This is a genomic window from Achromobacter sp. SIMBA_011 (assembly GCF_046535435.1).
GTDB classification, from domain to species: Bacteria; Pseudomonadota; Gammaproteobacteria; order Burkholderiales; family Burkholderiaceae_B; genus Achromobacter; species Achromobacter dolens.
This window is the reverse complement of the sequence record NZ_JAWRWN010000126.1, coordinates 1-360: the sequence shown is the minus strand read 5'-3', so window position 1 is coordinate 360 and position 360 is coordinate 1. Positions and strand designations below refer to the sequence as shown.

The window sequence follows — 360 nt, the reverse complement described above, 5'->3', positions numbered from 1 at the left end:
GATCGACGACGGATCGCGTTCGCCGGTCACGCCGTGGCGGCCGTACACCGCGCAGTCGTCGAGCGAGCGGCCGAGCGCGCCGGCCACCGCCTCGCCCATCATCAGCGCGGTGCCCGACGGCGCGTCGACCTTGTGACGGTGGTGCGCCTCGATGATCTCGATGTCGTAGCCGTGCGAGAAGTGCTGCGCCGCGAATTCGAGCAGCTTCAGCGTGACGTTCACGCCGACGCTCATGTTCGCCGCGAACACGATGCCGATCCGGGCCGCGGCGGCCTGCAGCTCGGCCTTCTGCTCGGCGGTGAAGCCGGTCGGGCCGATCACGAGCTTCACGTCGTGGCGCAGCGCGGCCGCGACGTGCGC

At 71.1% G+C, this 360-nt stretch carries 1 protein-coding gene; it reads right to left on the bottom strand.

Translation table 11 applies throughout. From position 1 onward, the window contains the following. Positions 1-360, bottom strand: a 360-nt coding sequence (dapB, locus tag SB816_RS30225; protein ID WP_410548022.1) for a 4-hydroxy-tetrahydrodipicolinate reductase, incomplete at both ends; no start/stop codon positions are given.